A 24795-nucleotide genomic window follows, 5' to 3' on the forward strand; every position below is an offset into this window, starting at 1 on the left:
ATTTGCGCATTGGCCAAGGGGGCGCGGCTGGCTAGCCTGCAAACCCCACCTGGCGATGGGACGCCTGGCGCAGGAACGGGATCAGCGCGTCTACCGGCAGGGGCTTGCTGACCAGGTAACCCTGTACCTGGTTGCAGCCAAACCCGCGCAGCAACGCTAATTGCGCTTCGCTTTCGACGCCCTCGGCCACCACTTCGAGGTTGAGGTTGTGGGCCAGGTTGATCATGGCATGCACCAGCTTGCGGTTCTCTTCGCGCATTTCCATCTGCGCAACGAAACTGCGGTCCACCTTGAGCAAGGTGATCGGCAGGCTGTTGAGGTGCACGAACGAAGAAAACCCTGTGCCAAAGTCGTCCAGCGAGAAGCGCACGCCCAGGCGCCCCAGTGCATCCATGGTCTGACGCACCCGCTCATTGCGCCGCATCACGGCCGTTTCGGTCAGCTCGAATTCCAGCCAGTGAGCATCGACACCGTACTCGGCGATCAGCCGGCTCAAGGTCGCCAGCAGCTGGCTGTCCTGGAACTGCCGGAAACTGAGGTTGACCGCCATGTGCAATGGCGCAAGCCCTTGGGTGTTCAGGGCCTGCATGTCGCGCAGGGCACGGGCGATGACCCAGTAACCCAGCGGCACGATCAGCCCGCTCTGCTCGGCCAGCGGCACGAACTCACTGGGCGGCAGCAAGCCCCGTTCGGCGTGGCGCCAGCGCACCAGCGCTTCGAGACCGACGACCCGCCCATCCGCCAGGTTCAGGCGCGGCTGATAGTGAAGTTCCAGCTCGTCACGGCGCAAGGCCCGGCGCAGCTCGCTTTCGAGATCGGCCAGGCTGCGTGCGTGGCGATTGATGCGCTCGTTGAAGACATGGAAGGTACAGCCCTGGATGGCCTTGGCCTGGCGCATGGCGATGTGCGCATGCCACATCAGCGGGTCGGCGCCGCCCTGGGCGCGGGCGTGGGCCAGCCCCAGGCTGCAGCCGAGCAGCAGGCTTTCGCCATCGACCCAGTAGGGCTCGGCCAATGCCTCCACGATGCGCTCGGCCATCCACTCGGCCCGCCCTGGGTCACGGCGGGTGTCGATCAGCAAGGCGAACTCGTCACTGCCCAGGCGTGCCAGCTGGTCGCCTGCTTCGAGCTGATGCTTCAGACGTAGCACCACCTGCAGAATGAGGCGATCCCCACTCTGGTGCCCCAAGGCGTCATTGACGTGGCGAAAGTTGTCCAGGTCCAGATGCCCCAAGGCAACGCCGCGCCCGTCATGGTCGGCCAGGCGCGTGGCCAGCAAGGCCTGAAAGCCCTGGCGGTTGGCGATGCCGGTCAAAGGGTCTTGTTCGGCCAAGCGCTGCAGGGTGGCCACCAGTGCACCTCGCTCGCGCACGTGGCGCAGGCAGCGACGCAGGCTGTCGCCATTGAGTTGGTCGCTCACCAGCCAGTCACTGACGCCGCCTGGCGCCGCCTCGGGTTCGCTGTGCAGCAGCAGGATGGTCGGCAGGTCACAGCGACCGGGTGCTGGCCGCAAGGCCGGCGTGGTCAGCACCACGGCCTGCCGGTCGCGGCTGAACAGACTGTCGACGGCATCCCAGTCGGGTGCCGTGAGCAGTACGGCCGTGCCCTTCAAGGCCGGCATGCACGCGTGCAGCAAGGCCGCCCACTCGGGCTCACTGGCCAACAGCAGCAAACGCATAGGTTCGACAGGCGCGGACAAGACGGCTCCTTAAAGCTCGACGATGCAAACGTTGACCGATAATGAGCCCAACGCAATTAATGGAAATGATTTTCACTCTTAAAAGCGGTTTTGGACAGCCTGGTCCGACGTATTTTGTCGTGCATCCTGCGCGAAAGCGGACAAACCGGCAAATACGATTTTTTCAGGCGCAAGTATTAGTGACGCTAATGATCGTTTCGAAAGTCTGACTCGAACGTCAGACGGTCACGCCACGAACACGCATGCCTGTTAGAATGCGCGGCTATTTTCTGGCGACCCCCGGTTTCTAGCATGTCCCGACTCAATCCCCGGCAGCAGGAAGCCCGTGACTATGTCGGCGGCCCTCTTTTGGTGCTCGCCGGTGCAGGTTCGGGCAAGACCAGCGTCATCACGCGCAAAATTGCCCACCTCATCCAGAACTGCGGTATTCGCGCCCAGTACATCGTGGCCATGACCTTCACCAACAAGGCCGCCCGCGAGATGAAGGAGCGGGTTGCCAGCCTGCTGCGTCCGGGCGAAGGCCGAGGGCTGACGGTCTGCACGTTCCACAACCTGGGCCTGAACATCATCCGCAAGGAGCACGACCGCCTGGGCTACAAGCCTGGGTTCTCGATCTTCGACGAATCGGATATCAAGGCCCTGCTGTCGGACATCATGCAGAAGGAGTACTCCGGCGACGACGGCATCGACGAAATCAAGAACATGATCGGTGCCTGGAAGAACGACCTGATCCTGCCTCCCGAGGCCCTTGAGAAGGCACGCAACCCGCGCGAGCAGACCGCTGCGGTCGTCTACACCCACTATCAGCGCACGCTCAAGGCGTTCAACGCCGTGGACTTCGACGACCTGATCCTGCAGCCGGTCAAGTTGTTCCAGGAAAACCCCGAGGTGCTCGAGCGCTGGCAGAACCGCGTGCGTTATCTGCTGGTCGACGAATACCAGGACACCAACGCCAGTCAGTACCTGCTGGTGAAGATGCTGATCGGCATGCGCAACCAGTTCACCGTCGTGGGCGACGACGACCAGTCGATCTACGCCTGGCGCGGCGCGCGTCCTGAGAACCTGATGCTGCTCAAGGAGGATTACCCCTCCCTGAAAGTGGTCATGCTGGAGCAGAACTACCGCTCCACCAGCCGCATCCTGCGTTGCGCCAACGTGTTGATCGCCAACAACCCGCACGCATTCGAGAAACAGCTCTGGAGCGAGATGGGCGTTGGTGACGAGATCCGGGTGATCCGTTGCAAGAACGAGGACGCCGAGGCCGAACGCGTGGCGATGGAAATCCTCACGCTGCACCTGCGCACCAACCGTCCCTACAGCGATTTCGCCATCCTGTACCGCGGTAACTACCAGGCCAAGCTGATCGAGCTGAAGTTGCAGCACCACCAAGTGCCTTACCGTCTTTCCGGCGGCAACAGCTTCTTCGGCCGTCAGGAAGTCAAAGACCTCATGGCCTATCTGCGCCTGCTGGTAAACCCTGACGACGACAACGCCTACCTGCGGGTCATCAACGTGCCGCGCCGGGAAATCGGCTCGACCACCCTGGAAAAGCTCGGCAACTATGCCACCGGCCGGGGTGTCTCGATGTATGCCGCCAGTGAGGAACTGGGGCTGGGCGAGCACCTGGATGCGCGCTACACCGAGCGCCTGCAGCGTTTCAAGCATTGGCTGGACGGCGTGCGCCACAAGGTGGCGCTGGATGATCCCATCGCCGCCCTGCATGAAATGATCCGCGACATCGACTACGAGAACTGGATCCGCCAGCAGACCGCCAGCGATAAGGCAGCGGAGTTTCGCATCAGCAACGTCTGGTTCCTGGTCGAAGCGCTGAAGAATACCCTCGAGAAGGACGAAGAGGGTGACATGACCATCGAGGACGCCATCGGCAAGTTAGTGCTGCGCGATATGCTCGAACGCCAGCAGGAAGAGGAAGAAAACGCCGACGGTGTGCAGATGATGACCCTGCACGCGTCCAAGGGCCTGGAATTTCCCTACGTGTTCATCATGGGCATGGAGGAGGAGATCCTGCCTCACCGCTCCAGCATCGAGGCCGACACCATCGAGGAAGAGCGCCGCCTGGCTTACGTGGGCATCACCCGCGCACGCCAGACGCTGGCGTTCACCTTCGCCGCCAAACGCAAGCAATACGGGGAAATCATCGACTGCACGCCTAGTCGCTTCCTCGACGAGCTGCCCCCCGAAGACCTGTCCTGGGAAGGACTGGACGATGCCCCGGTCGAGGTCAAGGCCGCACGCGGCAACAATGCCCTGGCCGACATCCGGGCGATGCTCAAACGCTGATCAACCATTACTCTTAAACACTGCCGCTGTTTGCGGCCATTTTTGTTCCGAGGAATACCATAGTGGAAGCACTGCATCAGAAGATTCGCGAAGAAGGCATCGTGCTTTCCGACCAGGTTCTCAAAGTCGATGCGTTTCTCAACCATCAGATCGACCCGGCGCTGATGCAGCTGATCGGTGACGAGTTCGCCCGCCTGTTCGCCGATGCCGGCGTGACCAAGATCGTCACCATCGAGGCGTCGGGTATCGCGCCTGCGGTGATGACCGGGCTGAAGCTGGGTGTGCCGGTGATCTTCGCACGCAAGCACCAGTCGCTGACCCTCACCGAGAACCTGCTGACGGCTTCTGTGTATTCGTTCACCAAGCAGACCGAGAACACCGTGGCCATTTCGCCGCGCCACCTGAGCAGCAGCGACCGGGTGCTGGTCATGGATGACTTCCTTGCCAACGGCAAGGCGTCCCAGGCGCTGATCTCGATCATCAAGCAGGCCGGAGCGACCGTGGTAGGGCTGGGGATCGTGATCGAGAAATCGTTCCAGGGCGGGCGCGCCGAGCTGGATCGCCAAGGCTATCGCGTGGAGTCGCTGGCGCGGGTGAAATCGCTGGAAGGCGGTGTGGTCAGCTTCATCGAGTGAGGCGGCACTGGCTCGCTTACATCCGGGCCACAAGGGGCTGCGCGGCAGCCCCTGTCGTCTTCAGGTCGCCGCCAGGCCTGCCAACAGCAACCGTTGGTACAGCTCTTCCTTGAGCCCCTGAGGCTGGTCAAGCTGCATCCGTGCCAGATGCCGCTCATACCCTTGGGGCCCTGGCGCGTCCAGCGCGGCTTTGCCCAGCTCAAGCGCCTCGCTGAGCTTGAACTTGCTTTTCAACCAGTTCAGCGCCCGTAACAAGTCCTGCTCTTCAGCCGTGAAGTCGGTCCCCATGGGGTACTCCGGGAACAGCTGTGGATGCTGCGCCCGGACCGCGGCCAGGCGCTGCGGCGTGTTATCGGCAAAACGCCTGTCGAGCTGAAAATCTTCCGCCAGCTTGCCAGCGTCCCTGGCCTGCTCGATGAGGCTTTGCTGGAACCGGGAGTCACACACCGCAAGCAATCGCGCAATGACCTCACTGTCGGTCTGCCCCCTGAGGTCAGCGATGCCATATTCGGTCACCACGATATCGCGCAGGTGGCGGGGAATGGTGCAATGGCCGTAGTTCCAGAAAATGTTCGATGAAACCTCGCCACCCGCTTCGCGCCAACTGCGCAGCAGCAGTATCGAGCGGCCACCTTCCAGCGCGTGCCCCTGGGCAACGAAGTTGTACTGCCCACCTACCCCGCTCAGCACGCGCCCGTCTTCGAGCTGATCGGCCACACCCGCGCCGAGCAGGGTCATGCCGAACACCGTATTGATGAAGCGTGCGTCCTGTCGCTGAGCACGCTTGAGCTGTTCATCACCGTAGAGCTCATTGACGAAGCCGATACCGGTCATGGCAAACCGCGCACGCTGCTCCAGGCTCATGTCGCGCAGGCGCTGGTAGAACGCTTGCGGGCCGAGGAAGAACCCTCCGTGCAGGACTACCCCCTGCTCATCGACAGCACGCCGCAGCAAGCCGGCTTCGGCCAGCGCCAGCAGCCCGTTGACGAACATCTCGCTACAGCCATACAGCCCATGCTCGAAGGGCGCGAGCCCGCCTTCCCGCTCGATCAGGGCCTGCGCGGTACTCGCGCCAAGGCTGTCGAGCGCTGCGCGGTAAGCAACGTTATCGCTCTGGCGAGCGAGCAGCGCGGCGGCAACCGCATCGCCCATGGCACCAATCCCGATCTGCAAGGTACCCCCGTCACGCACCAGGCTGCTGGCATGCAGGCCGATGCAGTGGTCCTGCGTGGTGACCGGCATGTTGGGCGTTGAAAACAATTGGCGCTGCTCGGCTTCGTCCAACAGCAGGTCGAAGGCATCCATTGGCAGCTCGGCATCACCGGGCATGTACGGCAACTGCGCATGCACCTGGCCCAGCATCAGAATGGTCTCGCCAGCGGCGCGGCGGCGTTCGACCATGGGTAACAGGTCCAGGGTGATGTCCGGGTTGCAGGCCAGGCTCAGGTGGACGGGCCGCTCCGGCGTAGCCGCCACCAGTTGGGCGATCAGGTTCAGGCCCTTGGCATTGATGTCTCGCGCGGCATGGCTGTAGTTGCTGCTGACGTAATCCTGTTGGGCCGATTCACTGGCAAGCAGGCTGCCGGGCTGCATGAAGAACTGTTCTACGCGAATGTTTGGCGGCAGGCTGTCATTGCGCAGGTCGGCCAGGTAGTGAAGCTCTTCGTAGTCGCCGAACACGCGCTCCACGAAGGGCTCGAGCAAGCGTCGCTGCAAGCCATCCCCGAGCGCCGGTCGACCCAGGGAAAGGGCCGTATAGATCGTCAGACGGCGTTCGGGCAATTCGCGGATGCGGGCATAGAGGGCGTTGACGAAAGCATTGGGTTTGCCCAGGCCCAGCGGCAGGCCCATGTGGATATGGGTTGGCAGGCGTGACAGGATCTGTTCGACGGCCTGGTCGATGGAGCTGAGGTGCATCGAGGCCTCCTGGTTCGTGCTTGGGTTCAGGAGGTTCGACAGGCAGGTAGACAGGTTGGTTGCCTGGACGGTAAGAGGAAGCCGCAGCCACCTGGGGTCTGGATAACTCGGTGGTCTTCAGCCACAGCGTAGGTCCACGCGTACGCGGTGCCTGAGCGCTCTCGCCGGGGCGCCGGACCGGCCGCGATGGGCCGCGAAGCGGCCCCGGCAAGGCAAGAGGCGAAGCTAGAATACTGGGACTGCTACGCGGCACATTGCGGTATTTACAGGCCAGACATCTTCTGAATAGCGGCCTTGAGCTCATCATCCGAGCAATCCGCGCAGGTGCCCTTCGGCGGCATGGCGTTGATGCCCGTGATGGCCTTGGCCAGGATGCCATCCAACCCACCCTGGTGGTCGGCACGCTCCTTCCAGGCTGCGTTGTCGCCCACTTTCGGCGCGCCGAGCAGCCCCGTGCCATGGCAGGCCGTGCAATGCTTGGCGATGATGTCATCCGGCGTCCTGGCAGACCCGGCACCCGTGCTAGCGGACACGGCCATGCCCTTGCATTCCTGGCCCTGGATACACACCTTGCCGACCGGCTCCAGGCGCTTGGCGATATCGTCGTTGGTCGCAGCGGTAGCGGTGATTGCCCACAGGGCCAGTACGGCGGCCGGGATGGCCAGCATCTTCTTGACTTGATTCACGCGAACACCCTCATGGTGGCTAATCATGCTCGCGGCCACGGATCCTCGAGCGCCGAAAAGTATAACGACAAGCCCGAGGCCGGGAAACGACCCTACGCAGGAAAGGGGTATTGACGCGTCAATGCACTGCGCTGGATCAAAAGTTCGAGGGGGTAGCGGCACTGATCAAGCGTGCTGGCTGTTCGAACGGGTTGCGAAAACGGTGCGGGCGGGTGCTTTCGAAGTAGTAGCTGTCGCCTGCTTCGAGAATGAACAGCTCGGTACCGACCACCAACTCCAGGCGGCCTTCGAGCAGGATGCCGGTCTCTTCGCCATCATGGGTCAGCATTTCGGCGCCGGTGTCGGCGCCAGGCGGGTACACCTCGGTCAGAAAAGCGATGGCGCGGTTACGGTGCGATTTGCCAACCAGCTTCATGGTCACCGCACCATCGGAGATGTCGATCAGTTCGTGGGCCTTGTAGACGATTTGCGCAGGGCTCTCGGGTTCGAGCTCGACGGAAAAGAACTCGACCATGGACATGGGAATGCCGCTCAGTACCTTGCGCAGCGAACTGATCGATGGGCTCACACTGTTCTTCTCGATCATCGAGATGGTGCTGTTGGTAACGCCCGCGCGCTTGGCGAGTTCACGCTGGGACAGGCCCTTGAGCGTGCGGATGGCTTGCAGTCGTTCGCCGACGTCCAAAGCTGGAGCCTCCTGAGACGGGTATGCGGGTGGATGTGAACGATATCATGGCAACGCCGTTCAGTATTTACAACACACCACCCGCCCTGACGCCTTAGTCCCCAACGTATTCCCGGGGCACCCGCTTGAGGTTGCAGAAGATCTGGTAAGGGATAGTACCGGCCTGGCTCGCCACCTCAGTGGCATGGACCTGCTTGCCCCACAGTTCGACTGGGCTGCCGACCGTCGCTTGGGGCACGTCGGTCAGGTCGATGCTCAGCATGTCCATCGACACGCGACCAATGAGCGGGGCTCGACTGCCGGCAACGATGACCGGCGTGCCGTTGGGCGCCTGGCGCGGGTAACCGTCGGCGTAGCCCATGGCAACCACGCCTACACGGGTGGGCCGCGTGCTGACGAACGTGGCGCCGTAACCCACCGGCTCGCCGGCCGGCAGCTCCCGCACACTGATAACCCGCGACTGCAGTGTCATGACCGGCTGCAGGCGTTGGGCGTGTGCTTGAGGCATGTCGAACGGCGTGGCGCCATAGAGCATCAGGCCTGGCCGTACCCAATCACCGGCTGCCTGGGGCCAACCCAGCACGGCTGGGGAGTTGCGCAGGCTGCACTCTGCAGCCAAGCCCTGGCGCGCGGTTTCGAACACGGCAATCTGCTCGCTTGTGGCCTTAGCATCCAATTCATCGGCACGGGCGAAATGGCTCATGAGCACGATGCGCCCTACCTTGCCGCTGGCCAGCAGGCGTTCATAGGCATCGCGATAATCCTTGGGATGCAGCCCTACACGGTGCATGCCGGTATCGAGCTTGAGCCAGACGGTGAGTGGGCTGTGCAGCGGGTTTTTCTCGATGGCCTCCAACTGCCAGGCCGAATGCACGACGCACCACAGGTCATGTTCGACGATCAATGGCAGCTCACTGGCTTCGAAGAAGCCCTCCAACAGCAGTACTGGGCTCCTGATGCCGGCCGCACGCAGCTCCAGTGCCTCTTCGATGCAGGCCACGGCAAACCCGTCCGCCTCGGGCTCGAGCGCCAACGCGCAGCGCACGGCACCGTGACCGTAGGCGTCGGCCTTGATCACGGCAAGCGCCTTGGCGCCGGTCAGTTCACGGGCGAGACGGTAATTATGGCGCAGGGCCTGGAGGTCGATCAGGGCACGGGCGGGGCGCATGCGGCTGCCTTAAAAGTCATACGGGTTGAAATCGAAGCTGGGGCACGCGCAGGTCATTCGCGAGCACCCCAATGGATGGTTTACTGCTGATGGGCAGGCGAACCATGCCCGTGACGGGCCACTTCGCGGCTGCTGCCATAGCGCGAGATGTCCAGCCCTTGTGCACTGATCTGCGGTTTCTTGCGCGCGATCAGGTCAGCCAGCAGGCGACCCGAGCCACAGGCCATGGTCCAGCCCAGCGTGCCGTGCCCTGTGTTGAGGAACAGGTTACTGAAGGCGGTTGCACCCACGATGGGGGTACCGTCTGGCGTCGCGGGACGCAGCCCGGTCCAGAAACTGGCTTGGCTCAAATCACCGCCGCGAGGATAAAGGTCGTTGACGATCATCTCCAGCGTTTCACGTCGACGGGGGTTGAGCGACAGGTCAAAGCCCGCGATTTCAGCCATGCCCCCAACCCGGATACGGTTGTCGAAACGAGTGATGGCAACCTTGTAGGTCTCGTCGAGGATGGTCGAGGCAGGCGCCATGTCGCCGTTGGTGATGGGCACGGTCAGGGAGTAACCCTTCAACGGATAGACCGGCGCCTTGATACCCAAGGGCTTGAGCATCTGCGGCGAATAGCTGCCCAATGCCAGCACATAGCGGTCGGCGGTTTCGAGCTTGCCATCGATCCAGACACCGTTGATGCGGTCACCTGCATGATCCAGACGCTGGATATCCTGCCCGAAGCGGAACTCCACGCCCAGGTTCCGGGCCATTTCCGCCAGCTTGGTGGTGAACAACTGGCAATCGCCGGTCTGGTCGTTAGGCAGGCGCAGGGCGCCGGCGAGGATGCCCTTCACACTGGCCAGGGCAGGTTCGACGCGGGCGATGCCATCGCGATCGAGCAATTCATAAGGCACGCCTGATTGCTCGAGCACGGCGATATCCTTGGCAGCTGCATCGACCTGGGCCTGGGTACGGAACAGCTGGGTAGTGCCCAGGCTACGGTTCTCGTACGCGATTCCGGTTTCGGCGCGCAGTTCGTCGAGGCAGTCGCGGCTGTACTCGGACAACCGCACCATGCGCTCCTTGTTCACGGCATAGCGGTTGGCCGTGCAGTTACGCAGCATCTGCGCCATCCACAGGTACTGGTCCACGTCACCGGCCAGCTTGATGGCAAGCGGAGCGTGACGCTCGAGCAACCACTTCACGGCTTTTAGAGGCACCCCTGGCGCCGCCCACGGCGAGGCATAGCCGGGCGAGATCTGGCCGGCGTTGGCGAAGCTGGTTTCCATGGCCACCGCTGGCTGGCGGTCCACCACCGTCACTTCGAACCCTTGCCGGGCCAGGTAATAGGCACTGGCGGTTCCAATCACGCCGCTACCAAGTACCAGAACTCGCATCGTTTCTTTCCCCTCGCGCACTGCCGCAGTGTGTTGTTGGACTGCCATTGATGGGCGAAGTATAGGAATTCGTGAGCAGTGCAATTCACTATATAAAAGCCTATTATTGGCGAGAATTCTCGGCACAATGGCCTTTCACGGAGGGGCATCCCCTATGAGAACCCAGCATCAAAGTAAGCGTGAGCTGGACAAGATCGACCGGAACATCCTGCGCATCCTGCAGAACGACGGGCGTATCTCCTTCACCGAATTGGGCGAGAAGGTCGGCCTCTCCACCACGCCGTGCACCGAGCGCGTACGTCGGCTGGAACGTGAAGGCATCATCATGGGCTACAACGCGCGCCTGAACCCACAGCACCTCAAGGGCAGCCTGCTGGTGTTCGTGGAAATCAGCCTGGACTACAAGTCTGGCGATACCTTCGAGGAGTTTCGTCGGGCAGTGCTCAAGCTGCCGCACGTGCTCGAATGCCACCTGGTTTCCGGCGACTTCGACTACTTGGTCAAGGCGCGCATTTCGGAAATGGCTTCGTATCGCAAGCTGCTTGGCGACATCCTGCTCAAGCTGCCCCACGTGCGTGAGTCCAAAAGCTACATCGTGATGGAGGAGGTGAAGGAAAGCCTCTGCCTGCCAATCCCGGACTGACGCCGGGCTCTACCACGAACGCCTAGACCAGCACTTGCCGGGTGGTAGCAATGAACTGGTGCACCAGCTGCTCGGCCGCAGGGTCGATCATGGGTTCGGGCCCACGACCGCGTGGGCAGGCCAGGCGTGGGGTGGTGCCGAACAGGCGGCAGATCATTGGCCGCTCTTCATATACCGTGCAGCCCTGGGGCCCCAAATGCACGCAGTCCAGGCGCTCCAGGGCAGCGTCCTGTTCGGCCTGGGATTTGCGCGGCAGCCGAGCCATCTCTTGCGCCGAGGTAGTGACCGGTCCGCAGCAGTCATGGCAGCCGGGCTCGCATTCGAACGACGGGATGAGTTCGCGCAGGAAGTGGATTTTGTGGCGATCGCAGGACATGACTAGGCACAGGCTGAAAATGTTCGCCCATTATAGGCCGGTTGCCCGCCCTGGGCCTGCGGCTTATCCTCCCGTTCCAGCCCATGCACCAGGACGCGTCCAATGATCCACAGCGCGCAGCACGCCGCTTCTTATTACGCCGCCAGCAGCGCGCCTCACCCTGATCATGCCTTTCTGCAGGGTGATCACACCGCCGATGTGTGCATCGTCGGCGGTGGCTACTCTGGTCTGAACACGGCCCTGGAGTTGGCCGAGCGTGGCTTCTCGGTGATCCTGCTCGAAGCGCGCAAGATCGGCTGGGGCGCCAGTGGGCGCAACGGTGGGCAGTTGATCCGCGGGGTCGGCCATGGCCTGGAGCAGTTCCTGCCGGTCATCGGCGAGCAGGGCGTTCGCGACATGCAACGGATGGGATTGGAGGCCGTGCAGATCGTGCGCGACCGTGTAGCGCAGCACGCCATCGCCTGTGACCTGGTCTGGGGCTATTGCGACCTGGCCAACAAGCCGGCGCAAATGGCGGGCCTGGCCGAAGAGGCCGAACACTTGCGCAGCCTGGGTTACGCCCACGAACTGCGGCTGGTCGCAAAGGATGACATTCACGACGTGGTGGGCTCGCAGCGCTATGCAGGCGGGCTGGTGGACATGGGTTCTGGCCACTTGCACCCCCTCAACCTGGCCTTGGGCGAAGCCGCGGCAGCCGCGCGCCTGGGCGTGAAACTCCACGAGCAGTCCGAGGTGACCCGCATCGACTATGGCCCCCAGGTGCAGGTACACACTGCCCAAGGCCGGGTCCGGGCGCAAACGCTGGTCCTGTGCTGCAACGCCTACCTCAATGGGTTGCACGGTGAGCTGGGCGGCAAGGTATTGCCCGCCGGCAGTTACCTCATCGCTACCGAGCCGCTGGGTGAAGCGCGTGCACGTTCGCTGCTGCCACAGAACATGGCCGTGTGCGACCAGCGGGTGGCGCTGGACTACTACCGCCTGAGCGCAGATCACCGGTTGCTGTTCGGCGGCGCTTGCCATTATTCCGGGCGCGACCCAAAGGATATCGCCGCCTACATGCGGCCCAAGATGCTGCGGGTGTTCCCTCAACTGGCGGACGTCCGCATCGACTACCAGTGGGGTGGCATGATCGGGATCGGCGCCAACCGCCTGCCCCAGGTAGGCCGTCTGCCCGATCAGCCCAACGTCTACTACGCCCAGGCCTACGCAGGCCACGGGCTGAACGCGACCCATCTGGCCGCCCGGCTGCTCGGGGAGGCCATCAGTGGCCAGCAAAGCGGGCGCTTCGACCTGTTCGCCAAGGTGCCACACATGACGTTCCCAGGCGGCAAGCACTTGCGCTCACCTTTACTGGCATTGGGCATGCTGTGGCACAGGCTCAAGGAGCTGGCCTGAAAGCGGTCAAGGCCTCCAGAACGGCTTGCGGCCTTCCGAGCGCGCCTCTTGCCAGCTGAGCCCCACATCACGCAATTCATGGTCGCTCAACTGGAGCAGCGCCCTGCGGGTGTGCCAGCGGCGCAGCATCAACTGCAAGCGACTCGAAGCCTTTGGCGTAGCGTGGGTTTCGCTTCGCTGCAGGGCCTCTTTATCGCCTACCGACGGTTCAATGCGCACATCGCTCAAGCTTCCCATCGCTGCTGTCTCCCTTTCGATGACAATGTGGGGACAGCATGCAGGGTGCATGGCCTGACAATACAGATCCAAAAAAGCGTTATTATTTGGATACAGATCGGGCTTCCAGGTAACTGAATGCAGCCTTTTCAATCAATCTGTATGGTGCGTTACCCGGCGCAGCCCAGGAGTATGACGTGACGCTCTACCTGAACCTTGCCGAGGTACTCGGCGCGCGCATCGAACAGGGCCTCTATCGCCCCGGCCAGCGGCTGCCATCGGTGCGCGCACTAAGCGTGGAGCACGGGGTAAGCCTGAGCACCGTGCAACAGGCCTACCGCATGCTCGAAGACAGTGGCATGGTCTCGCCACGGCCAAAATCCGGCTATTTCGTGAGCGATCACCGCCACCTGCCGGCCTTGCCTGCGGTCAGCCGACCCGCCCAGCGCCCCGTGGACATCTCCCAGTGGGAGCAGGTACTGGAACTGGTGCGCAGTACTCCGCAGCCAGGGGTGATACAGCTTGGACGGGGCATGCCAGACATCGAGAGCCCTACCCTCAAGCCGCTGTTGCGCAGCCTCGCCCGACTCAGCCGTCGGCAGGACATGCCCGGGCTGTATTACGACAATATCCACGGCAACCTGGCCTTGCGTGAACAGGTGGCACGCCTGGCCCTGGACTCCGGTTGCAGGCTCTCCCCCTCGGAGCTGGTGGTGACGACAGGCTGTCACGAAGCCCTGTCGTGCAGCATCCGCGCCGTGTGCGAGCCTGGCGATATCGTTGCGGTGGACTCGCCCAGCTTCCATGGCGCCATGCAGACGCTCAAGGGCCTGGGCATGAAGGCGCTGGAGATCCCCACGGACCCGGTGACGGGCATCAGCCTCGAGGCGCTCGAACTGGCCCTTGAGCAGTGGCCGATCAAGCTCATCCAGATCACCCCAAGTTGCAACAACCCGCTGGGCTACATCATGCCCGAGGCTCGTAAAAAGGCCCTGTTGAAGCTTGCACAGCGCTACGACGTGGCCATTCTCGAGGACGATGTCTACGGTGACCTGGCCTACACCTACCCTCGGCCACGGACGGTCAAGTCATTCGATATGCAAGGCCGCGTGCTGTTGTGCAGTTCATTTTCAAAGACCCTTGCCCCTGGCCTGCGTGTCGGTTGGGTAGCGCCCGGACGCTACCTGGAGCGGGTCCTGCACATGAAGTACATCAGCACAGGCAGCACCGCCAGTCAGCCTCAATTGGCGGTAGCGGACTTCATCGCCAACGGGCACTACCAGCCCCATGTGCGACGGATGCGTAGCCAGTACCAACGCAGCCGTGAGTTGATGAGCGACTGGGTGACCCGGTATTTCCCACCCGGCACCCGCGTAAGCCGTCCGCAAGGCGGCTTTATGCTGTGGGTGGAATTGCCGGAACATTTCGATACCTTGCAACTCAATCACGCCTTACTGGAACAGGGCGTACAAGTGGCCGTGGGCAGCATCTTTTCCGCTTCCGGCAAGTTCCGTCATTGCCTGCGCATGAACTTCGCCGCCAGGCCTACAGCGCAAATCGAGGCGGCGGTGCGCAAGGTGGGTGAGACCGCCCAACGCTTGCTGGACGAGGACATCGTCGCGACGTAACTTTGCGTTGCCTGCCACTGTCCAACCCCAAAGCCCTGCTGCACAGGACGTCCACCGTTGAAACTCCAGCGAGCCCTACCCTTGCTGCTGACGCTGCTGCTCGGCGTCGGCGGCTGCGCCAGCGTCGATACGCCGCGCCAAACCAGCCAAGCCCTGCCGGCCGATGGCTCGGCGTTCGGCCGCTCGGTGTTGCGCCAGGCAGCACCTTATGAAGGCCGTTCCGGCTTTCGCCTGCTCCCCAACAGCAACGAGGCTTTCCGGGCGCGCGCCGAGCTGATACGCAATGCACAGGCCAGCATCGACGTGCAGTACTACATCGTCCATGACGGGCTCAGCACCCGCGCCCTGGTCCATGAACTGTTGCGGGCGGCAGACCGGGGGGTGCGGGTACGCATCCTGCTGGACGACACCACCAGTGACGGCCTGGATGCAATCATGGGCACCCTCGCCGCCCACCCGAACATCCAGATCCGCGTGTTCAACCCCCTGCACCTGGGACGCGCCACCGGGGTCACGCGCGCCATGGGCCGGTTGCTCAACCTGTCGCGTCAGCACCGGCGCATGCACAACAAGCTGTTCCTGGTGGACAACAGCATGGCCATCGTCGGCGGACGAAACCTGGGCGACGAGTACTTCGATGCCGAGCCCAACCTGAACTTCACCGACATCGATCTGCTGGGTGTGGGCCCTATAGCAGAGCAGTTGGGACACAGTTTCGATCAGTACTGGAACAGCGCCCTGAGCCGCCAGATCACCGACTTCCTCTGGCACCAGCCCAATGCCAGCGACCTGCGCACCAGCCGCCATCGGCTGGAGGTCTCGCTGGCCGAAGCCAGAACTCGGCGCAAGGTCTTGTATGACCGCCTGATGGCCTATCAATCCCAGCCGCGGTTGGACACCTGGCGCAACGAACTCATATGGGCCCATGCCCAGGCGCTGTGGGACGCACCCAGCAAGGTGCTGGCCGATGACGAGCCTGACCCACAGCTGCTGCTGACACGGCAACTTGGCCCTGACCTGCGCGATGTGCGTCACGAACTGATTCTGGTCTCGGCTTATTTCGTGCCCGGCGAACCAGGGCTGCTTTACCTCACTCAGAGCGCCGACGCGGGCATTTCGGTAAAGCTGTTGACCAACTCGCTGGAGGCTACCGATGTGCCTGCCGTACACGGCGGTTATGCCCCTTACCGCAAGGCATTGCTGGAGCACGGGGTGAAGCTATACGAAATGCGCCGCCAACCCGGGGACCCCAGCGCGGGCAAGCTGAGTTTTCATGGCAGCTCCAATTCCAGCCTGCACAGCAAGGCGATCGTGTTCGACCGTCACAAGACGTTCATTGGCTCGTTCAATTTCGATCCGCGCTCGGTGTTGTGGAACACCGAAGTCGGCGTGTTGGTCGACAGCCCCGAACTTGCCGAATACACCCGTGCGCTGGCGGTGCAGGGCATGGCACCGGCCCTGAGCTACCAGCCTGAGCTCGTCGGCGGCAAGCTGGTCTGGGTGACCGAGGAGGACGGACAGCGGCGGGTGCTCACGTCAGAGCCTGGTAGCCTGTGGCGGCGGTTCAATGCCTGGATCAGCAAGGCGGTCGGGCTGGAAAAGATGCTCTAGCGCTGCGCAGTCACGCCGCCGCAGGCTCGAACGCTCCGGGCCGCCGGGTCAGCACCACAAGCCCAGCGGCGCCTGCTGCCATCAGCAGCGGCAAGGCGTGCCCACTGATCCACTGGCTACCTGCGCCGGCCAGCAACGGCCCCAGCAGGCAACCGATGCCCCACAGCTGGGCCACGTGGGCATTGGCCCGCACCAGGGCATCGTCTCGGTAGCGCTCACCGATCAACACCAGCGACAAGGTGAACAACCCACCGGCGCTTGCGCCGAACAATACCCACACAGGCCAGATCGCCCAGGTGTGCAACAGCAGGGGGATGGCAAGGCTCGACCCCAACAATGCCGAGGCGCAACCGGTGAACAGCGCGCGCCGCGACATGTGGTCCGCCAGTGCGCCAATGGGCAACTGCAGCACCGCATCGCCGACCACCACCGTACTGACCATGAACAACGCGATTTCCGTGCTCAAGCCCTGTTGCAGGCAGTATATCGGCAGCAGGGTCAGGATCATGGCTTCGAACGAAGCGAACAATGCGATGGCCCAGGCGATCACGGGCAGCCTTCTGCAGAAGGCAAACAGGTCGGCAAAGGTGACATTGCATGCTTGCGTAGAGGGCGCGCCACCGCGGCCCAGCAACAGCAAGGGCGACACCAGCAGCAGACCGGTCGCCGCCCAGAAGCCGAAGTCGTCGTCCGACCCCAGCATGCCCAGCACCAACGGCCCTGCCAGTTGGCTCAGCGCATAGCTACTCCCGTACAGGGCTACCAGCCGTCCGCGCCACTGCTCGACCACCAGTTGGTTGATCCAGCTCTCACCCAGCACGAACACCACGGTCAACGCCATGCCGATCAACAGCCGCAGCAGCAACCAAAGCGGGTAGCTTGGCAGCAGGGCCAACAGGCCGATGGACAATGCCCCGCCCCACAGGCACAGGCGCATGGCCGCAGGCACGCCTACCCACCCGGCAAGACGGCTGGCTAGGCTGGCGCCGGCCAGCACGCCCAGAGCAGGCATGGCGGCCATGACGCCAATGGCGAAGCCGCCATACCCCCAGGCCTCCAGACGCAAGGACACCAACGGCATGCTCACACCCAATGCGAGCCCGACGCTCAGCACCGACGCCAGCACGGCAAAATAGGTTCCCCAACGCATGACGGCCTCCCAGGCAGCATTGTTGTATGACAGAAACAACGAAGCCGGGACGGTATGAGCCGCCCCGGCCAGTGGTGGAGTGTCCGCCCCGCGTGCAATCGAGCTGCCTCAGGCCCTGCTCAGCTCGCAACAGCGATACCAGGCCCTTGGAAGCCGAATTGCCTGCTACAGGCTGCTGGAATTACAGCTTGATCCAGGTGGCCTTGAGCTCGGTGTACTTCTCCAGCGCGTGCAGCGACTTGTCACGGCCGTTGCCCGACTGCTTGAAGCCACCGAATGGCGCGGTCATGTCGCCGCCATCATATTGGTTGACCCAGACACTGCCGGCGCGCACGGCGCGGGCCGTCCTGTGCGCCTTGGAAATGTCCGAAGTCCAGATGCCCGCCGCCAGCCCATAGGGTGTGTCGTTAGCGATGGCAACCGCCTCTTCGGCCGTGTCGAAAGCAATCACGGACAGGACGGGGCCGAAGATTTCTTCCTGGGCGATCTTCATGGCATTGGTCACGCCATCGAAGATGGTCGGCTCGACGTAGGTGCCGCCGGTATCTTCCAGCGTCCGCTTGCCACCGGTCAGCAGCTTGGCACCGTCCTTGTGGCCGGCCTCGATGTACGACAGCACGGTATTCATCTGCTGGGTATCGACCAGGGCACCAACGGTGGTCTGCGGGTCCAGCGGGTTGCCGGGCTTCCAGGCCTTGAGGGCCTCGACCACCATGGGCAGGAAGGTGTCCTTGATCGAGCGCTCCACCAGCAAGCGAGAACCTGCGGTGCACACTTCTCCCTGGTTGAAGGCGATGGCGCTGGCAGCAGCCTGGGCGGCGGCCTCAAGGTCGGGCGCGTCGGCAAAGACGATGTTCGGGCTCTTGCCACCGGCTTCCAGCCAGATGCGTTTCATGTTCGATTCGCCTGCATACACCATCAGCTGCTTGGCGATCTTGGTGGAACCTGTGAATACCAGGGTGTCGACGTCCATGTGCAGGGCCAGGGCCTTGCCCACGGTGTGGCCATAGCCAGGCAGCACGTTCAGCACACCTGCCGGGATGCCGGCTTGCACCGCCAGCTGAGCGATGCGAATGGCCGTCAGCGGCGATTTCTCGGAAGGCTTGAGCACAACCGAGTTGCCCGTAGCCAATGCGGGGCCCAACTTCCAGCTCGCCATCAGCAGCGGGAAGTTCCACGGGACGATGGCACCCACCACGCCTACCGGCTCGCGGGTGACCAGGCCCAGTTGATCGTGAGGCGTAGGAGCGACTTCGTCGTACACCTTGTCGATGGCTTCGGCTGTCCAGTGAATGGCATTGGCAGCGCCTGGGATATCGATGCTGGAGGCGTCACCGATTGGCTTGCCCATGTCCAGCGTTTCAAGCAGCGCCAGCTCTTCGACGTTCTTGCGCAGCAGGTCGGCGAAGCGGATCAGAATGGCCTTGCGCTTGGCCGGAGCCAGCTGTGACCATACGCCCGAATTGAAGGTCGCGCGGGCGTTTTCGACCGCGCGGTTGGCGTCGGCCAGGTCGCAGCTGGCAACCTTGGCCAGGAAGCGTCCGTCGACCGGGCTCAGGCATTCGAAGGTTTCACCGGATGCGGCATCGGTGTATTCGCCGTTGATGAAGGCGCGGCCTTCGATCTTCAGTTGCTGGGCACGTTGTTCCCAGTCTGCACGAGTCAGGGTGGTCATACGAAACTCCTCCTCTTGTTTAGGTGCAACGCTGCACTGAGGACTTGCAGGCGTTGTCGGGGTCCGGGCGTGCGACAGGCGCACACAGGCATGCAATACCCTAAACCAGCCCTTTCAAACTATCAATATATTTGACACTATCGGCTCAAACGCCCAGCGATGTTAATTTTATTGAACATACAGGAGCCCCCTCATGAGCATCGACAGCATCATCGACTTCGCCCAGGCCATTACCGAGGCCGAGCGCTATCGCCCCGCAGCCGAAAAGGTTCTCAAGGGCGAGCCGGACCAGGCCGTGTACAACCACTATGCAAGCCCCTGCGGGCAGTTTGCCGCTGGCGTCTGGGAGGGGGAAGTCGGCCAGTGGAAGGTCAACTACACCGAGCATGAGTACTGCGAAATCGTGCAGGGCGTGTCGGTGCTGCGTGACGAAAAAGGCGCCAGCAAGACACTGCGTGCGGGTGATCGGTTCGTCATACCCGCCGGGTTCAAAGGGACATGGGAAGTGCTGGAGCCTTGCCGCAAGATCTATGCATTGTTCGAGCAGAAGTAACCCATGGCCTGCCCACCCTTTCGGCCAGGCATAAAAAAACCCGCCTCTGTTCAGAGGCGGGTTTTTTTCAGGTCGCCGATCAATTACTTGATCTTGGCTTCCTTGTACACCACGTGCTTGCGAACAACGGGATCGTATTTCTTGATCTCGATTTTGTCCGGGGTGGTGCGCTTGTTCTTGTCGGTGGTGTAGAAGTGGCCGGTACCGGCACTCGAAACCAGACGGATCAATTCACGCATGATGCTCTCCCTTAAACCTTGGCGCCAGCTTTACGGATGTCAACCAGAACGGCATCGATGCCGCGCTTGTCGATGATGCGCATGCCTTTGGCGGAAACGCGCAGACGCACGAAACGCTTCTCGGATTCAACCCAGAAACGGTGGTGCTGCAGGTTTGGCAGGAAACGACGACGGGTTTTGTTGTTTGCGTGGGAAATGTTGTTCCCGGTTACTGGACCCTTACCAGTAACTTGACAGACTCTCGACATGACTCAGCCCTCTAAAACCACATGCCCAACCCGGCATGGGTTGGCCGCTTAATCTCTCAGTCTTTGGCGCCGAGGCGCCGTGATTCTGGAGGTCTTATCGACCGGATTCGCTGATGCGACAGGCCGAGCCCCTAGAAAAGAGCGCTGCTTTATACCAGAAAGACTCGATTGCAACAATACCTGATCAACATTCGAGCCGGGGCGAACCGCCGCGGGCGGCACGGCCGCAGGCCCTATCGTACGCTGACCGCTCGTCGCCAAGATTGTAAAAAAGAGTGTGGTCATTTTCCGGCAGTCACACTAGGGTAGGCCTTTTCCAGACTGCACTGGCAGATGGGCCACTGACAGCCAAGGAGCCACCATGCGTGCCGCCGCTCTTTCCTTATTGTTCACTTCCCTGCTTGCCGTGGGTGCAGCCCAGGCAGCGCCACTGAGCGTTTGCAGCGAAGCCAGCCCCGAAGGCTTCGACGTGGTGCAGTACAATTCGCTGACTACCACCAATGCCACGGCCGATGTCCTGATGAACCGCCTGGTGGAGTTCGATGCCGGCAAAGGCAAAGTGGTGCCGAGCCTGGCCGCCAGCTGGACGGTGTCGGCCGATGGCCTGGTGTACGATTTCACCTTGCGCGACAACGTGAAATTCCATACCACCGGCTACTTCAAGCCCAGCCGTACGCTCAATGCCGACGACGTGCTGTTCAGCTTCCAGCGCATGCTCTACCCCGCCCACGCCTGGCACAAGACGGCACCCGGCGGCTACCCCCATGCCCAGTCGCTGCAACTGGGCAGCCTGATCAAAACGATCGACGCACCAGCGCCCAATACCGTGCGCTTTACCCTCACCCACCCGGATGCGACCTTCCTGGCTACCCTGAGCATGGGCTTTGCCTCGATCTACTCCGCCGAATACGCCGACACGTTGCTCAAGGCAGGCACTCCCGAGAAGCTCAACAGCCAACCCATCGGCACCGGGCCATTCGTCTTCCAGCGATTCCAGAAGGATGCGGTGGTGCGCTATCGCGCCAACCCTGACTACTTTGCCGGCAAACCGGCCGTCGACCCGCTGATCTTCGCCATCACCACCGATGCGAACGTGCGCCTGCAGAAGCTCAAACGCAATGAGTGCCAGGTAGCCCTGTCGCCCAAGCCACTGGACATTGCCGAAGCCAGCCAGGACAGCAGCCTCAAGGTGGCCAGCACGCCAGCGTTCATGACGGCATTCATCGCGCTCAACAGCCAGCACCCACCCCTCGACAAGCCAGAGGTGCGTCAGGCCATCAACCTGGCTTTCGACAAACAGGCCTACGTGAAGGCTGTTTTCGAAGACTCGGCCATCGCGGCCAATGGCCCGTACCCGCCCAATACCTGGAGCTATGCCAAGGACCTGCCCGGTTACCCACTGGATGTGAAGAAAGCCAAGGCCTTGCTGGCCAAGGCCGGCCTGGCGGACGGCTTCAGCACGACGATCTGGACACGTCCTTCGGGTAGCCTGCTCAACCCCAACCCCAGCCTGGGCGCGCAGATGCTGCAGGCTGATCTCGCCAAGGTGGGCATCAAGGCTGACATTCGGGTGATCGAATGGGGCGAGCTGATCCGCCGCGCCAAGGCCGGCGAGCACGACCTGCTGTTCATGGGCTGGGCAGGTGACAACGGTGACCCGGATAACTTCCTCACCCCGCAGTTCTCCTGTGCAGCGGTCAAGTCCGGGACCAATTTCGCGCGGTTCTGTGACAATCGCCTGGACCAGCTGATCAGTGCCGGTCGCACCACCAATGATCAGAGCGTGCGCAGCCGGCTGTACCAGCAGGCGCAGACCCTGATCCAGCAGCAGGCGCTGTGGGTGCCATTGGCGCATCCGAATGCGGCGGCCCTGCTGCGCCAGGGTGTCGAGGGTTATCAGGTCAACCCGTTCGGCCGGCTGGACTTCAGCAAGGTGAGCGTGACCAAGTAAGCCCTGGCCACGCCTCGCCCTTGTCATGAACGGGGGAAGGCGCCCCTTCCCCGGTCATGACAGGTCATCCTGGACAGCGCCGCTACCACAGCGGCGTGCCCTAAGCCACGACCCACCCTTGCTCGGCCATGGACAGCGGCTCCCCGTCGCCAATGATGATGTGATCCAGCACACGCACATCGATCAAGGCCAGCCCACGCTTGAGCGACAAGGTCAGGTGCACATCCTCCTTGCTCGGTTCGCTGTTCCCCGAAGGGTGGTTGTGACACAGGATCAGCGCCGCGGCATTGTGCATCAATGCCCGTCGCACGACTTCCCGCGGATAGACACTGGCTCGGTCGATGGTACCCCTGAACAGAATCTCGAACGCCAGTGGCCGGTGCTTGGTGTCCAGAAACAGGCAGCCGAACACCTCGCTGGGTTCATGGCGCAGCATGGCCTTGAGGTAGCGTCGTACGGCCTGGGGGTCCTCCAACGCCGCTGCGCGGGTGATCCCCTCATCGAGGTAGCGACGACCGATTTCCAGCAATGCCTGCAGCTGTGCGTATTTGACCTCCCCTATGCCAGGCTCGCGCAAGACGGCCCGCCGATCGGCCTCCAGAAACGGCCGTAAGCCGCCAAAACGCACCAACAAGCCGCGCGCCAAGTCGAGCACGTTGTGCCCTGCAACGCCTGACCCCAGCAGCACAGCCAGCAGCTCGGCGTCAGACAGCACCGCCGCCCCACGCTGCAGCAGCTTTTCCCTTGGCCGATCCTGAACCGGCCATTCCCTGATGTTCATCGCGTCCCTGCCCTTGCTGCGGCCCATTTCGGCCCTGTGTTAATCTATTTGCCCTCGTACATGCGACGTTCTGCCGCACGCAGTTTCTGTCGCCGCCCGCTTTCACTGGAAAAAGGCAACCCTATGCAGCGGCTGTATCGCAAGCGCATCGTTCTTGGCGTCGGTGGTGGCATCGCCGCCTACAAGAGCGCCGAACTGATCCGCCGACTCCTGGAGCACGGCGCCCAAGTGCGTGTCGTCATGACCCGCGGTGGCGCCGAATTCATCACGCCGCTGACCTTGCAGGCGTTGTCCGGCCATCCGGTGCACCTGGACCTCCTCGACCCGGCAGCAGAGGCGGCCATGGGCCATATCGAGCTGGCCAAATGGGCTGATCTGGTGCTGATCGCTCCGGCCACCGCCGACCTCATGGCACGCCTGGCCCAGGGCATGGCCGATGACCTCTTGACGACCCTGGTGCTGGCCACCGACGCCACCGTCGCCGTCGCCCCCGCCATGAACCAGGCCATGTGGCGTGACGCTGCCACCCAGGCCAACCTCCAAGTGCTCAGGAGCCGAGGCATTCAGGTGTTCGGCCCTGCCTCGGGTAGCCAGGCCTGTGGCGACGTGGGCCTGGGCCGCATGCTCGAGGCCACCGACCTGGCCTGGTGCGCCGCCGAAAGCTTCAAGCGCCAGGCATTGACCGGCAAGCACGTGCTGATCACCGCCGGCCCCACTCAGGAGAACATCGACCCGGTGCGCTACATCACCAATCATAGCTCCGGGAAGATGGGCTTCGCCCTGGCCGAGGCGGCCGCCGAAGCCGGGGCTCGGGTGACCCTCGTGACCGGTCCCGTCCACCTGCCTACCCCCGACCGGGTCAGCCGTATCGACGTGGTCAGCGCGCGGGACATGCTGGCAGCCTGTGAGGCGGCCATGCCATGCGACCTGTTCATCGCTTCGGCGGCGGTGGCGGACTACCGCCCAGAGGTCATAGCGCCACAAAAGCTGAAGAAAGATCCTACGACTGGCGATGGCATGCTGCTGCAGATGGTGCGCAATCCCGATATCCTTGCCACCCTGGCCGGTCGCACCGACCGCCCTTTCAGTGTCGGCTTCGCCGCCGAGACCGAACACTTGCTCGATTACGCCACGCGCAAGCTCAAGGACAAGAACCTCGACCTGATCGTCGCCAACGATGTGGCCAACCCCAGCATCGGCTTCAACAGTGAAGAGAACGCCTTGACCGTGATCGATCGCCAGCAGCACCAGACCCTCTTCGCGCAGACCAGCAAGGGCAAGATCGCCCGTCAGCTGGTTGCCTTCATCGCCGAACGGCTCAATCAGGTTCAGTAAGTTACATGCACGCATTACAAGCCAAGATCCTCGACCCACGCCTGGGTACCGAATTCCCGTTGCCGCAGTACGCCACTCCGGGCTCCGCCGGCCTTGACCTGCGCGCGCTGCTCACGCAGGACACGGTGCTCGAACCCGGCCAGACGGTCCTGATTCCAACGGGCCTGTCCATCCATATCAGCGACCCGGGTCTTGCCGCACTCGTGCTGCCGCGCTCGGGCCTGGGCCACAAGCATGGCATCGTGCTGGGCAACCTGGTCGGGCTGATCGATTCGGACTACCAGGGCGAACTGATGGTGTCGTGCTGGAACCGCGGCACCACCGCCTTCACCATCGCTGTCGGTGAGCGTATCGCCCAGCTGGTGCTCGTGCCCGTGGTACAGGCGCAGTTCGAGATCGTCGAATCGTTCGATCAAAGCCAGCGCGGCGCCGGTGGCTTCGGTCACTCCGGCACCCGTTGAACCGGACATGAGCACATTCGCCATGGATGGCGAACTCCGGGCCGCAACCTTCGTCCA

Annotated in this window: 23 protein-coding genes; 10 read left to right on the forward strand and 13 right to left on the reverse strand. The window is 62.7% G+C overall.

Annotated elements, in window-relative coordinates:
- Positions 1-31: 31 nt before the first annotated feature.
- On the reverse strand, positions 32-1699 hold the full coding sequence (locus B2Y33_RS01540; protein WP_111475526.1) for a putative bifunctional diguanylate cyclase/phosphodiesterase: 1668 nt from the start codon (positions 1697-1699) through the stop codon (positions 32-34).
- Positions 1700-1990: 291 nt separating this feature from the next.
- Here B2Y33_RS01540 and rep point away from each other — a divergent pair, with 291 nt between their 5' ends.
- A complete protein-coding gene (gene rep / locus B2Y33_RS01545) occupies positions 1991-4000 on the forward strand; it encodes a DNA helicase Rep (protein ID WP_027913385.1) in 2010 nt (669 codons plus the stop codon).
- Positions 4001-4062: 62 nt separating this feature from the next.
- Entirely contained in the window at positions 4063-4635 is a 573-nt protein-coding gene (gene xpt, locus B2Y33_RS01550; protein WP_023532789.1) for a xanthine phosphoribosyltransferase, read from the forward strand.
- Positions 4636-4695: 60 nt separating this feature from the next.
- Here xpt and B2Y33_RS01555 read toward each other — a convergent pair whose 3' ends face one another.
- The 5 genes from B2Y33_RS01555 to dadA all read right to left on the reverse strand — a co-directional run bounded on the left by B2Y33_RS01555 (position 4696) and on the right by dadA (position 10476).
- Positions 4696-6552, reverse strand: a complete 1857-nt coding sequence (locus tag B2Y33_RS01555) for an acetyl-CoA hydrolase/transferase C-terminal domain-containing protein (RefSeq protein ID WP_111475527.1) — start codon at positions 6550-6552, stop codon at positions 4696-4698.
- 263 nt (positions 6553-6815) lie between these two features.
- Complete coding sequence (locus B2Y33_RS01560) at positions 6816-7265, reverse strand: c-type cytochrome (RefSeq protein WP_225806663.1); 450 nt, start codon at positions 7263-7265, stop codon at positions 6816-6818.
- A gap of 109 nt (positions 7266-7374) precedes the next feature.
- Positions 7375-7923 (reverse strand): cupin domain-containing protein, encoded by a 549-nt coding sequence (locus tag B2Y33_RS01565; protein WP_023532512.1) that lies wholly within the window; start codon positions 7921-7923, stop codon positions 7375-7377.
- 94 nt (positions 7924-8017) lie between these two features.
- A complete protein-coding gene (alr, locus tag B2Y33_RS01570; protein ID WP_206405087.1) occupies positions 8018-9091 on the reverse strand; it encodes an alanine racemase in 1074 nt (357 codons plus the stop codon).
- A gap of 80 nt (positions 9092-9171) precedes the next feature.
- Positions 9172-10476: a D-amino acid dehydrogenase gene (gene dadA / locus B2Y33_RS01575; protein ID WP_206405086.1), complete on the reverse strand. Its 1305-nt coding sequence runs from the start codon at positions 10474-10476 to the stop codon at positions 9172-9174.
- 154 nt (positions 10477-10630) lie between these two features.
- Here dadA and dadR point away from each other — a divergent pair, with 154 nt between their 5' ends.
- Positions 10631-11119 carry a transcriptional regulator DadR gene (gene dadR / locus B2Y33_RS01580; protein WP_003258963.1) on the forward strand — a complete coding sequence of 163 codons (489 nt, stop codon included), beginning with the start codon at positions 10631-10633 and terminating at the stop codon, positions 11117-11119.
- A 22-nt stretch (positions 11120-11141) separates the two neighbouring features.
- Here dadR and B2Y33_RS01585 read toward each other — a convergent pair whose 3' ends face one another.
- Positions 11142-11495 carry a YkgJ family cysteine cluster protein gene (locus tag B2Y33_RS01585; RefSeq protein ID WP_027913380.1) on the reverse strand — a complete coding sequence of 118 codons (354 nt, stop codon included), beginning with the start codon at positions 11493-11495 and terminating at the stop codon, positions 11142-11144.
- A 102-nt stretch (positions 11496-11597) separates the two neighbouring features.
- Here B2Y33_RS01585 and B2Y33_RS01590 point away from each other — a divergent pair, with 102 nt between their 5' ends.
- Positions 11598-12890: an NAD(P)/FAD-dependent oxidoreductase gene (locus B2Y33_RS01590; RefSeq protein ID WP_027913379.1), complete on the forward strand. Its 1293-nt coding sequence runs from the start codon at positions 11598-11600 to the stop codon at positions 12888-12890.
- A 6-nt stretch (positions 12891-12896) separates the two neighbouring features.
- Here B2Y33_RS01590 and B2Y33_RS01595 read toward each other — a convergent pair whose 3' ends face one another.
- Positions 12897-13127: a DUF1127 domain-containing protein gene (locus tag B2Y33_RS01595; RefSeq protein ID WP_027913378.1), complete on the reverse strand. Its 231-nt coding sequence runs from the start codon at positions 13125-13127 to the stop codon at positions 12897-12899.
- Between the two features lie 176 nt (positions 13128-13303).
- Between B2Y33_RS01595 and B2Y33_RS01600 the strand changes: the two genes are divergently transcribed.
- Together B2Y33_RS01600 and B2Y33_RS01605 are read left to right on the forward strand one after the other, a co-directional pair.
- The gene (locus tag B2Y33_RS01600; protein WP_042138954.1) at positions 13304-14734 is read left to right on the forward strand and encodes a PLP-dependent aminotransferase family protein; all 1431 of its coding nucleotides are present in this window, start codon (positions 13304-13306) and stop codon (positions 14732-14734) included.
- Positions 14735-14791: 57 nt separating this feature from the next.
- Positions 14792-16345: a phospholipase D family protein gene (locus B2Y33_RS01605; RefSeq protein ID WP_027913376.1), complete on the forward strand. Its 1554-nt coding sequence runs from the start codon at positions 14792-14794 to the stop codon at positions 16343-16345.
- Between the two features lie 10 nt (positions 16346-16355).
- Here B2Y33_RS01605 and B2Y33_RS01610 read toward each other — a convergent pair whose 3' ends face one another.
- Both B2Y33_RS01610 and B2Y33_RS01615 read right to left on the reverse strand, forming a co-directional pair.
- On the reverse strand, positions 16356-17495 hold the full coding sequence (locus B2Y33_RS01610; protein WP_027913375.1) for an MFS transporter: 1140 nt from the start codon (positions 17493-17495) through the stop codon (positions 16356-16358).
- 181 nt (positions 17496-17676) lie between these two features.
- Complete coding sequence (locus B2Y33_RS01615) at positions 17677-19170, reverse strand: aldehyde dehydrogenase (RefSeq protein ID WP_023532569.1); 1494 nt, start codon at positions 19168-19170, stop codon at positions 17677-17679.
- Between the two features lie 193 nt (positions 19171-19363).
- Between B2Y33_RS01615 and B2Y33_RS01620 the strand changes: the two genes are divergently transcribed.
- Entirely contained in the window at positions 19364-19723 is a 360-nt protein-coding gene (locus B2Y33_RS01620; protein ID WP_028686773.1) for a cupin domain-containing protein, read from the forward strand.
- Positions 19724-19806: 83 nt separating this feature from the next.
- On the opposite strand, the gene rpmG is transcribed toward B2Y33_RS01620, so the two are convergent.
- Positions 19807-19962, reverse strand: coding sequence for a 50S ribosomal protein L33 (rpmG, locus tag B2Y33_RS01625; protein WP_003253507.1), 156 nt, complete (start codon positions 19960-19962; stop codon positions 19807-19809).
- Positions 19963-19973: 11 nt separating this feature from the next.
- A complete protein-coding gene (gene rpmB / locus B2Y33_RS01630) occupies positions 19974-20210 on the reverse strand; it encodes a 50S ribosomal protein L28 (RefSeq protein WP_003253504.1) in 237 nt (78 codons plus the stop codon).
- Positions 20211-20571: 361 nt separating this feature from the next.
- On the opposite strand from rpmB, the gene B2Y33_RS01635 reads away from it, so the two are divergent.
- The gene (locus tag B2Y33_RS01635) at positions 20572-22161 is read left to right on the forward strand and encodes an ABC transporter substrate-binding protein (RefSeq protein ID WP_027913374.1); all 1590 of its coding nucleotides are present in this window, start codon (positions 20572-20574) and stop codon (positions 22159-22161) included.
- 100 nt (positions 22162-22261) lie between these two features.
- Here the strand turns inward: B2Y33_RS01635 and radC are convergent, their stop codons facing one another.
- Positions 22262-22942, reverse strand: coding sequence for a RadC family protein (gene radC, locus B2Y33_RS01640; RefSeq protein ID WP_027913373.1), 681 nt, complete (start codon positions 22940-22942; stop codon positions 22262-22264).
- A gap of 123 nt (positions 22943-23065) precedes the next feature.
- Here radC and coaBC point away from each other — a divergent pair, with 123 nt between their 5' ends.
- Both coaBC and dut read left to right on the forward strand, forming a co-directional pair.
- Positions 23066-24277, forward strand: a complete 1212-nt coding sequence (gene coaBC / locus B2Y33_RS01645; RefSeq protein WP_023532606.1) for a bifunctional phosphopantothenoylcysteine decarboxylase/phosphopantothenate--cysteine ligase CoaBC — start codon at positions 23066-23068, stop codon at positions 24275-24277.
- A 5-nt stretch (positions 24278-24282) separates the two neighbouring features.
- The gene (gene dut / locus B2Y33_RS01650) at positions 24283-24738 is read left to right on the forward strand and encodes a dUTP diphosphatase (RefSeq protein ID WP_027913372.1); all 456 of its coding nucleotides are present in this window, start codon (positions 24283-24285) and stop codon (positions 24736-24738) included.
- Positions 24739-24795 lie beyond the last annotated feature (57 nt).

Origin of the sequence: Pseudomonas sp. UBA5666 (genome assembly GCF_002420785.1) — a bacterium.
Taxonomy (GTDB): domain Bacteria; phylum Pseudomonadota; class Gammaproteobacteria; order Pseudomonadales; family Pseudomonadaceae; genus Aquipseudomonas; species Aquipseudomonas fulva.

Bases quoted from the DNA above. Each gene is read 5' to 3' on its own strand.
- B2Y33_RS01635 (WP_027913374.1), top strand. From the start codon at position 20,572: ATGCGTGCCGCCGCTCTTTCCTTATTGTTCACTTCCCTGCTTGCCGTG.
- radC (WP_027913373.1), bottom strand. From the start codon at position 22,942: ATGAACATCAGGGAATGGCCGGTTCAGGATCGGCCAAGGGAAAAGCTG.
- dadA (WP_206405086.1), bottom strand. From the start codon at position 10,476: ATGCGAGTTCTGGTACTTGGTAGCGGCGTGATTGGAACCGCCAGTGCC.
- B2Y33_RS01595 (WP_027913378.1), bottom strand. From the start codon at position 13,127: ATGGGAAGCTTGAGCGATGTGCGCATTGAACCGTCGGTAGGCGATAAA.
- B2Y33_RS01585 (WP_027913380.1), bottom strand. From the start codon at position 11,495: ATGTCCTGCGATCGCCACAAAATCCACTTCCTGCGCGAACTCATCCCG.
- alr (WP_206405087.1), bottom strand. From the start codon at position 9,091: ATGCGCCCCGCCCGTGCCCTGATCGACCTCCAGGCCCTGCGCCATAAT.
- rpmG (WP_003253507.1), bottom strand. From the start codon at position 19,962: ATGCGTGAATTGATCCGTCTGGTTTCGAGTGCCGGTACCGGCCACTTC.
- B2Y33_RS01560 (WP_225806663.1), bottom strand. From the start codon at position 7,265: ATGATTAGCCACCATGAGGGTGTTCGCGTGAATCAAGTCAAGAAGATG.
- B2Y33_RS01620 (WP_028686773.1), top strand. From the start codon at position 19,364: ATGAGCATCGACAGCATCATCGACTTCGCCCAGGCCATTACCGAGGCC.
- B2Y33_RS01615 (WP_023532569.1), bottom strand. From the start codon at position 19,170: ATGACCACCCTGACTCGTGCAGACTGGGAACAACGTGCCCAGCAACTG.
- dadR (WP_003258963.1), top strand. From the start codon at position 10,631: ATGAGAACCCAGCATCAAAGTAAGCGTGAGCTGGACAAGATCGACCGG.
- dut (WP_027913372.1), top strand. From the start codon at position 24,283: ATGCACGCATTACAAGCCAAGATCCTCGACCCACGCCTGGGTACCGAA.
- rpmB (WP_003253504.1), bottom strand. From the start codon at position 20,210: ATGTCGAGAGTCTGTCAAGTTACTGGTAAGGGTCCAGTAACCGGGAAC.
- B2Y33_RS01590 (WP_027913379.1), top strand. From the start codon at position 11,598: ATGATCCACAGCGCGCAGCACGCCGCTTCTTATTACGCCGCCAGCAGC.
- B2Y33_RS01555 (WP_111475527.1), bottom strand. From the start codon at position 6,552: ATGCACCTCAGCTCCATCGACCAGGCCGTCGAACAGATCCTGTCACGC.
- coaBC (WP_023532606.1), top strand. From the start codon at position 23,066: ATGCAGCGGCTGTATCGCAAGCGCATCGTTCTTGGCGTCGGTGGTGGC.
- rep (WP_027913385.1), top strand. From the start codon at position 1,991: ATGTCCCGACTCAATCCCCGGCAGCAGGAAGCCCGTGACTATGTCGGC.
- B2Y33_RS01610 (WP_027913375.1), bottom strand. From the start codon at position 17,495: ATGCGTTGGGGAACCTATTTTGCCGTGCTGGCGTCGGTGCTGAGCGTC.